The 9,626-nt window shown below is 36.1% G+C and carries 9 protein-coding genes; all 9 read right to left on the reverse strand.

The features are described 5' to 3' along the window. Positions 1 to 50 precede the first annotated feature (50 nt). Complete coding sequence (locus ACTQZM_RS08960; protein ID WP_441653542.1) at positions 51 to 821, reverse strand: inositol monophosphatase family protein; 771 nt, start codon at positions 819 to 821, stop codon at positions 51 to 53. A gap of 11 nt (positions 822 to 832) precedes the next feature. Next, positions 833 to 1,102, reverse strand: a complete 270-nt coding sequence (locus ACTQZM_RS08965; protein ID WP_441653543.1) for a UPF0223 family protein — start codon at positions 1,100 to 1,102, stop codon at positions 833 to 835. Positions 1,103 to 1,203: 101 nt separating this feature from the next. Beyond that, positions 1,204 to 1,632 (reverse strand): hypothetical protein, encoded by a 429-nt coding sequence (locus tag ACTQZM_RS08970; RefSeq protein ID WP_441653544.1) that lies wholly within the window; start codon positions 1,630 to 1,632, stop codon positions 1,204 to 1,206. A gap of 108 nt (positions 1,633 to 1,740) precedes the next feature. After that, positions 1,741 to 3,147, reverse strand: a complete 1,407-nt coding sequence (gene lpdA / locus ACTQZM_RS08975) for a dihydrolipoyl dehydrogenase (protein ID WP_113784211.1) — start codon at positions 3,145 to 3,147, stop codon at positions 1,741 to 1,743. 7 nt (positions 3,148 to 3,154) lie between these two features. Continuing rightward, positions 3,155 to 4,756, reverse strand: coding sequence for a dihydrolipoyllysine-residue acetyltransferase (locus tag ACTQZM_RS08980; RefSeq protein WP_047341010.1), 1,602 nt, complete (start codon positions 4,754 to 4,756; stop codon positions 3,155 to 3,157). Positions 4,757 to 4,825: 69 nt separating this feature from the next. Then, a complete protein-coding gene (locus ACTQZM_RS08985; protein ID WP_016252109.1) occupies positions 4,826 to 5,803 on the reverse strand; it encodes an alpha-ketoacid dehydrogenase subunit beta in 978 nt (325 codons plus the stop codon). A 2-nt stretch (positions 5,804 to 5,805) separates the two neighbouring features. Next, positions 5,806 to 6,912 carry a pyruvate dehydrogenase (acetyl-transferring) E1 component subunit alpha gene (pdhA, locus tag ACTQZM_RS08990; protein WP_113784214.1) on the reverse strand — a complete coding sequence of 369 codons (1,107 nt, stop codon included), beginning with the start codon at positions 6,910 to 6,912 and terminating at the stop codon, positions 5,806 to 5,808. Between the two features lie 450 nt (positions 6,913 to 7,362). Beyond that, positions 7,363 to 8,340, reverse strand: coding sequence for a GMP reductase (gene guaC / locus ACTQZM_RS08995; protein ID WP_113842780.1), 978 nt, complete (start codon positions 8,338 to 8,340; stop codon positions 7,363 to 7,365). 169 nt (positions 8,341 to 8,509) lie between these two features. Further along, positions 8,510 to 9,424: an aldo/keto reductase gene (locus ACTQZM_RS09000; protein ID WP_441653545.1), complete on the reverse strand. Its 915-nt coding sequence runs from the start codon at positions 9,422 to 9,424 to the stop codon at positions 8,510 to 8,512. Positions 9,425 to 9,626 lie beyond the last annotated feature (202 nt).

Genomic DNA, 9,626 nt, shown 5'->3' on the forward strand with positions numbered 1-9,626 from the left:
CCAAAAAATTTTCAGAAAAAAAAGCAAAACACTCGATTTCTCATGATTCTTTATTCTGCATGCATAATTTCCAATATTCTTTGATGTGCTAAAGGGGTAGCAGCAATAAACAATTCTCGTTCATTAAATTTCAAATCATTTCCATAAATGTTAGTTACTCTAAGACCTAGCGTTTCAAGTATTATCTTACCAGCAGCATAATCCCAAGGCTGTAAGTTAGAAATATACGCTACACGATTACCTAATGCTAAATTCATCAATTCAAGACCTGCACATCCAGTCATTCTAATTCCTAATGATTCATCTCCAATTTTATGCGCATGAAAAGCATTTCTACGATATATAGCACTGTTAAAGCCAACTAGTCCTTCACTTAGCTCAACATTATTCGTTCGTTTTAATTTCTTATCATTGAAATGAATCCCTACATCCGGTCCACCCCAAAGTAAATTATCAGCCATTACATCATATATATAGCCCAATTTTCCTTCATGATTATCATAGATTGCAACCATGATACAAAAGTTTTTCTTTTCTAAAACCATATTATTTGTACCATCTATAGGATCGATAATAGCAACTTTGCCAGAAAAGTCAGGTAAAGAGGATAAATTATTTTCTTCAGCCAAAAACTTTATGCCTCGTTCTACTCTTAACAGCTCTTCCATAATAAAATCTTGAATTTGTGTATCAACATTTGTCACAAAATCACTGCGACTAGATTTGGTAGACACAATTAACCTCTTTTTTGTGACTTGCTCTTTAATTTTTATTGCCGCAGCATAAATAGTATCAACAATTTTTGTACTCAATGTTTCCATAAATGATTTCCTCACATTTTTATTTTCTTTGCCTGACTTGCTTTTGCTTGTTTCACAGCATGGTAAAGTGAATAACCTGATAATTCCTCAAACTCTCGGCCTAATTTACGTTCTTCGCCAATACTTTTAACAACAGATTTAAAGGACTGATAACTATTTAAAAAAGCTTGACGATCCATGCCTTGTTCATAAACTTTTTCTAAATCAGCCCAAAAATTAACGACTACAATCATTTCTTCTGTAGACCAATTTAAATCTAAAGGATATTGATAATTCTCCATCTTCTTCCTCCTCATTCTTCCTTTACTATTATATACAGGTTAGCAGTTCGCTTGCAACCAAAAAAAGACCAAGACACTGGAAGTATCTTGATCTAAAACATTTAAGGTGCAAAACCATAAAACAATAATACATGAACAATTAACCCAAAATAGCCAATTCCAACCATGGTAATAATGTAACTAACGGTTAAGATTATTTGTAAAGCAAGATGTAGTCGCCGCCTAATCCAAAGGAACAAGCGATAAGCAGCCAATAAGACAAGTGGTAGATAAAAGACAAACCACGAAAGAATCACAATATGATAAAGCTGTTCGAAAATAGCCATTCTTGAAACAGTACTTGGTTGTGATAATCTAAAATAGAAATATAATAATGATACGATAAAGAGAATTTCTGTAACAATACCATAAATGATACCAGCTTTAACCAATTTTGTTTTTCGGCATATCAAATAGATAAGCGCAACATACATAAAGGCAAAAACTAAAGCATACCAACGATAAATAAAAAATAATTTCAAAAATTGCATAACTCTCCCACCTTTCGACTCAATTATAACAAAAATGAAATTAGATGAAAACAAAAAAGAGGCCCAACCATCTGTGATTGAGTCTCTTTAAATTTATCTTTAATGATTTTAGATATGAATTGGTAAGCCTAATGCTAATTCGGCAGTATCCATTACAATTTCACCTAATGATGGATGTGGATGGATAGTTAATGCGATATCTTCAGCATTCATACCAGATTCAACAGCTAATGATAATTCAGAAATCATATCAGAAGCGCCAACCCCAGCAACTTGTGCACCGACAATCACATTATCCTCTACTGTAGTTACTAAACGAACAAATCCTTCAGTCTTACCTAAAGAAATCGCACGTCCATTACCTGATAATGGGAATTTGTATGATTTAGCATTTAAGCCAGCTTCTTTCGCTTCAGCAATTGTCATTCCGACTGTAGCTAATTCAGGATCAGTAAAGGCAACAGCTGGCATAGCTTTATAGTCAACAGCAACTTTCTTACCTGAAATCGCTTCAGCAGCAATCTTAGCTTCATAACTAGCTTTGTGAGCCAAGGCAGCACCAGGAACGATATCCCCAATTGCGTAAATATTCTTCACATTTGTACGTCCTTGCGCATCTACTGGAATTAAACCACGTTCACCAATTTCAACACCAGCTTGTTCTAATCCCATATCATCAGTGTTAGGGCGACGACCAACTGTAACCATGACATAATCAGCCACAACAGATTGTTCTTTACCGTCAACTTCATATTTCACAGTGACGCTATCACCATTATCAATAGCTTCTTTTGCCATAGCTTTAGTAATAACAGTAATGCCTTTTTTCTTAAAGTCATCTTCTACTAATTTCACCATATCTTTTTCAAATGTAGGTAAAATTTGTGGAGATCCTTCTAAGATTGTTACTTCAGCACCAAGGTTTGCATAGGCACCACCTAATTCAGCACCGATAACCCCGCCACCGATAATAACAAATTTCTTAGGCACTTCTTTTAATGCAAGACCGCCAGTAGAATCTAAAATACGGCCGCCAAACTTGAAGCCTTTAATTTCAATTGGACGAGAACCAGTCGCAATAATCGCATTATTAAATGAATAAGTTTGCGCTGAATCACCATTGATTACACGTAAAGTATGATCATCTACAAAGAAAGCAGAACCTGTAATCACATCTACTTTATTTTTCTTTAATAGGAATGACACACCTGTTGTTAATTTTTTAACAACGCCATTGTCTTTCCAATCTTGTGTTTTAGCAAAATCTAAAGTAACTCCTTCTGTATTCACACCAAACATTTGTGAATCTAGAGCTTCTTGATAGTGATGTCCTGCTGCAATCAATGCTTTAGAAGGAATACATCCAACATTTAAACAAACACCACCAATGTATTCACGTTCAATTACAGCAACTTTTTGACCTAATTGAGCCGCACGAATCGCAGCCACATATCCACCAGGGCCTGCTCCAATTACGACTGTATCTAATTCAATAGCAAAATCTCCTACTACCATCGATTAATCATCCTTCCATTAATAATAATTCTGGATCAGCTAATAAGCGTTTGATATTATTCATCGCTTGTTGTGCAGTAGCGCCGTCAACAATACGGTGGTCAAAACTTAATGATAGTTTCATCACGCGACCAATAGCTAATTCACCTTCTGCATTTACGATAGGTTGTTGAGAAATTGTACCTACACCTAAGATAGCAACTTCTGGATAGTTGATAACTGGTGTGAACCAACCACCACCAACTGAACCGATGTTACTAATTGTGATAGAACCATTACGCATATCTTCTGCAGATAATTTTCCTTCATGAGCTAATTTTGCTTTAGCATTGATTTCATCTGCAATTGCAAATAAACCTTTACGATCTGCATCTTTTACGTTAGGTACGTATAATCCATGATCAGTATCAGTTGCAATACCGATGTTGTAGTAGTGTTTATACACGATTTCTTGTGTTGCATCATCAATAGAAGCATTCAAGATTGGGTATTTCTTCACTGTAGTTGTCAAAGCCTTAACAATATATGGCAAGAATGTTAATTTAGTACCATTTGCTGCAGCCACTTCTTTGAATTTCTTACGTTGATCCCAAAGTTTAGATACTTCCACTTCATCATGTAATGTAACATGAGGTGCAGTATGTTTACTATTAACCATCGCTTTAGAAATAGCTTTACGTGTAGCAGACATTTTTTCACGAGTTTCTAATTCACCTAAGTTTGAAGTGAATGGTTTCTTAGCTTCTGGAGCTTTAGCAGGAGCAGCAGCAGGTTTAGCAGCCACTTCAGGAGTTGTAGCTGCTGGTGTAGCGGCTTGACTTGGTGCGCCACCAGCTAAGAATTGATCGATATCTTCTTTCACCACACGGCCACCTTTACCTGTTGGTGTTACCAAGGTAATATCAACATCTTTTTCACGTGCATATTGACGCACAGATGGCATTGCTAAAACGCGTTTGTTAGGATTTGAAGCTGTTACAACTGTTGCAGCACTTGGACTAGCAGCAGGAGCAGCTTCTTGAGCAGGCGCACTAGCTGGTGCAGCGGCAGGACCATTATGACCTGGTGCATCAATTTCAACCAAGACATCACCGACTGTAGCAACAGTACCTTCTGAAACTAAAATATTTTTAACCACACCTGTAACTGGAGATGGGATTTCTTCTACTGATTTATCATTTTGTACTTCTAATAAAGTATCGTCTTCATTGATTGTATCACCAACTTTAACGAACCACTTTACGATTTCGCCTTCAGCAATTCCTTCACCGATATCTGGTAATTTAAATTGGAAATATCCGCCAGCTGCAGCAGGAGCAGCTTCTTGAGCTGGTGCGCTAGCTGGTGCTGGTGCATCATTATCTTCATGACCTGGTGCATCAATTTCAACTAATACGTCACCTACACTAGCGACAGTACCTTCTGAAACTAAAATATTTTTAACCACACCTGTAACTGGAGATGGAATTTCTTCTACTGATTTATCATTTTGTACTTCTAATAAAGTATCATCTTCATTGATTGTATCGCCAACTTTAACGAACCATTTTACGATTTCGCCTTCAGCAATCCCTTCACCAATATCTGGTAATTTAAATTGAAATGCCATTAAAATTCTTCCTTTCTTTAATAAGGGTAAGTATAAAGGCTAGGCTTTATACTTACCATCTGAGATCAATTAGAAATTAACGATTTCTTTGACTTTTTCTTCAATATCTTTTGCGTTTGGTAACCAGATATTTTCAGCTTGACCAAATGGGAAGACTGTATCTGGTGCGCTCACACGACCAATAGGAGCTTCTAATGAAAGAATTGCACGTTCCGCAATTTCTGAAGCAACCATAGCACCAACACCGGCTTGACGTTGTGCTTCTTGAACGATAACTACGCGACCTGTTTTTTCAACAGAAGCAATAATTGTTTCGATATCTAAAGGAGCAACTGTACGTAAGTCAATAATTTCAGCATCAATACCTTCTTTTGCTAAATTATCAGCAGCTTTGATTGCTTCACGAACCATTGCACCGTAAGTAATAATAGAAACATCTTTACCTTCACGTGTCACTGCTGCTTTATCTAAAGGTACTTCATAAGCTTCATCTGGCACTTCTTCACGGAATGAACGATATAGTTTCATATGTTCCAAGAATACCACAGGGTCATTGCTACGAATTGAAGCAATTAATAATCCTTTTGCATCATATGGATTTGAAGGAATAACAACACGAATACCAGGAGATTGCGCAATTAACCCTTCTAAGTTATCTGAGTGTAATTCTGGCGTGTGAACCCCACCACCAAATGGAGAACGGATAGTCACCGGCATATTGCGAGTGCCACCCATACGATAACGAGTACGAGCGATTTGCGCAACAACTTCATCCATTGCTTCGAATACGAAACCAAAGAATTGTAATTCAGGTACTGGACGATATCCTTCTAAAGCTAAACCAAAAGCCATACCAGCAATTCCTGATTCTGCTAATGGTGTATCAAATACGCGATCTTCACCAAATTTTTCTTGTAAGCCTTCAGTAGCACGGAATACTCCTCCGTTTTTACCTACGTCTTCACCAAAAACTAATACATTTTCATCATTTGCCAATTCTAGGGCTAAGGCGTCAGTAATCGCTTGAATCATTGTTTTTTGTGCCATAATTATTTCGACTCCTTCGCTTCGTAGATTTCAATTTGTTCTTTAATTAATTGTGGTTGAACTTCAAACATGTTCTTTAGGAATTCAGATACTTTTTGTTTTGGAACACGGTCAGCTTCAGCAATTGCGTTCTTAATATCTTCTTTTGCTTGTTCGATGACTGCTTCTTCTTTTTCTTCAGACCATAAGCCTTTTGCAGTTAAGAAATTACGGAAACGAATCAATGGGTCTTTTGCTTCCCATTCACTATCCATTTCTTTTGAACGATAACGAGTTGGATCGTCACCTGATAATGTATGTGGACCATAACGGTATGTTAAAGTTTCAATTAATACTGGACCATTACCCGCTACTGACCAATCACGTGCTAATTTAGAAACAGCGTAAACTGCTAGTGGATCCATACCATCAACTTGAATACCAGGAATACCTGCAGCAACAGCTTTTTGAGCTAAAGTCATCGCACTTGATTGTTTGTCGCGAGGTGTAGAAATCGCAAAGCCATTATTTTGGATGTAGAATACAGCATTTGCTTTGTACGCACCGGCGATATTGATCGCTTCATAAAAGTCCCCTTGTGATGAACCGCCATCACCAGTATAAGTGAAGACCACATTTTTCTTATTACGTTTTTTAAGACCTAAAGCCACACCGGCAGCTTGCACATATTGCGCACCGATAATAATTTGTGGTGGTAAAGCTTTTAAGTCTTCTGGATATAGGTTACCAGCTACGTGTCCACGTGACCATAAGAAAGCTTCAGCTAAAGGTAAGCCATGTTGTACTAATTGAGGTACATCACGGTAACCTGGTAATAATACATCTTCTTTTTCAAATGCAAAGTGACTTGCTAATTGACTTGCTTCTTGACCAGCTGTTGGTGCATAGAAACCAAGACGACCTTGACGATTCAAAGCAGTTGAACGTTGGTGTAACACACGAGACCATACCATTCGAGTCATTAATTCTACTAATTCATCATCACTTAATTCAGGCATCAAATCAGGATTAACAACGTTTCCATCTTTGTCTAGCACTTGATAAGTTGGAAAATCAGCATTTACTTTTTCTAACAAAGCTTCAAAGTCAATTGTTGTTTTCTTTGTCATCTAATCACACTTCCCTTTTATTACTTTTTAATTGTAACAGCTAAACTTTCTGTATTACTTATACAATCGTTTACATGTATAAGCTATCATTTTTCAAAAAGAAATACAAGTAATTTGCACTAAAATATTTTAAAAAATGTCTAGACCTATCAATCTTTTTAGTGAAATGAATCACTATTTGCAAACGTTTACGAAAACAGATGATATAAAAAAGCTTACACAATTAACGATTAGTACAGATACTCTAACTGTTCAGCAATACACAATAATAGAAATTAAATCCTTTTAATTCATTGAAAATTTATTAATCTTTAAGAATTCAAATATCGCTTGTTACAAATTCACGTTATTTCAATAAGATTTCACAAATTGTAATATAACAGAATTTTAAACAGATACAAAAAAATACAACAGAACTATTAAATAAATAGAACTGTTGTATTTTCCATTTTATATTGTGTCACCATTAAAGATTGAGTTTTTAACAATGACGTAATCCACTTTGCGAATTGCTTCTAAATCTTTTCCGCCTGCATAAGAAATAGATGATTGTAAGTCTTGTTGCATTTCAATTAATGTGTCTTTTAATGAACCTTTATGTTGAATCCAAATTTTCTTTCCTTCAACATTTTTACGTTCGCCCTTTTGGAATTCAGAAGCTGAACCAAAGTATTCTTTATAAACAATACCATTTTCTACTTTCGTTTCACCTGGAGATTCTTCATGACCAGCAAATAATGAACCAATCATCACCATTGCAGCACCAAAACGAACAGATTTAGCAATATCGCCATGGGTACGGATTCCCCCATCAGCAATAATTGGTTTACGAGCCGCCTTAGCACACCAACGTAGAGCTGCTAATTGCCAACCACCAGTACCAAATCCGGTTTTAATTTTCGTGATACAAACTTTGCCTGGTCCGATCCCTACTTTTGTTGCATCCGCGCCAGCATTTTCTAACTCACGAACAGCTTCAGGCGTACCAACATTGCCGGCAATAACAAAAGAATCTGGCAAATGTTTTTTGATATGTTGAATCATATTAATGACAGAGTTTGCGTGACCATGAGCAATATCAATCGTAATATAATCAGGAACAAGGTTTTCTTTTGCCAAGGTTTCGATAAAAGTATACTCCCCTGGTTTAACCCCTACAGAGATAGAAGTGATTAATCCTTTCGCTTGCATTTTTTGAATAAATGGAATGCGTGCTTCTTCATCAAAGCGATGCATAATATAGAAATAGCCATTTTCTGCTAAAAACTCGGCAATCTTATCATCAATAATGGTTTGCATATTCGCTGGAACGACTGGCATTCTAAAAGTATGTTTGCCTAGAGTCACGCTCGTATCACATTCTGAACGACTATTGACAATACACTTATTAGGTATTAATTGGATATCCTCATAATCAAAAACTTTCATTTCGAACATAGTATTTCATCCTCTCAGATAATGAAAATATTCGGTATGATTCACACACCAATAGCTAGTTTACCCATAAACACTAAGATATTGCAATCATTTTTATTGTTTTTTTAGACAAAAATAGCCGAATGTTCGGTTTTTAAACATTCGGCTATCTCTATATATTCTATGGTAGCATATTTCCCGCTGCCATATATAATTTATACCAATCTTCTTTAGATAATTGTACTTCACTCGCTTTGGCAATTTCTTCTAAACGAGATGGTGTCATAGTACCAGCGATAACTTGCATATTCGCCGGATGGCTTAAAATCCAAGCACTCGCTAAACCAGTTGGCGTAATGCCGTATTTTTCCGCCATTTCATCCATTGCTTGATTTAACTCTGGGAATTTTTCATTACCGATAAAGACCCCTTCAAAGAATCCGTATTGGTAAGGCGACCAAGCCTGAATGGTCATCTCATGTAAACGAGAATAAAGTAAAATCCCACCATCATGATCATAACTACCTTTTGATGTCATATTAACTTGCAATTCTTGATCAATCATCTCAGTGTGTTTTAAACCAAATTGTAATTGGTTCGCTACAAGTGGTTGTTTGACCGCTTTTTTCAAGAATTCGATGTGATTAGAATTTTGATTACTTACACCAAAGTAACGTACTTTACCTTCTTTATGTAATTGTTCGAAAGCTTCATTCACTTCAAACGGATCCATCCAAGTATCTGGACGATGTAATAATAATGAATCTAAATGATCAGTCTTTAAGCGTTGCAAACTTCCTTCAACAGCTTCAATGATATGTTTTTTAGAAAAGTCAAACATGACTCCTGGGACAATACCGCATTTTGATTGAATAAATAAATTTTCTCGATTAATTGAAGTTTTTGCTAAAGATTCAGCAAAAATCGTTTCGCATTCACCTTTACCGTAAATATCTGCGTGATCGATAAATGTAATCCCATTTTCATAGGCAGTTTCGAGCACTTTAACGGGATCCTTTGCGCCATTTAATCGCATACAGCCCAAAACAACTGCAGATACTTCTTCATTTGTGGTTCCAAATTTCATTTTTTTCATCATAGACACCTCCAAATTAAAATTGTAAAGCAAGTTAACAGATATGTAAAGCGCTTCATTTTGACTGGTAAAAATTCCCAAATGAAAAAGGGGGTCTATGATATTTAGTGTTGTTACTCAAACGGAGGATAACACTAAATATCTTTTTTTATACTCATAATAATAGAAAAAGACATCTGTTTCCTCTATAATTAAGTCGACC

It is taken from the genome of Enterococcus cecorum (assembly GCF_052119425.1).
GTDB lineage: Bacteria > Bacillota > Bacilli > Lactobacillales > Enterococcaceae > Enterococcus_E > Enterococcus_E cecorum_C.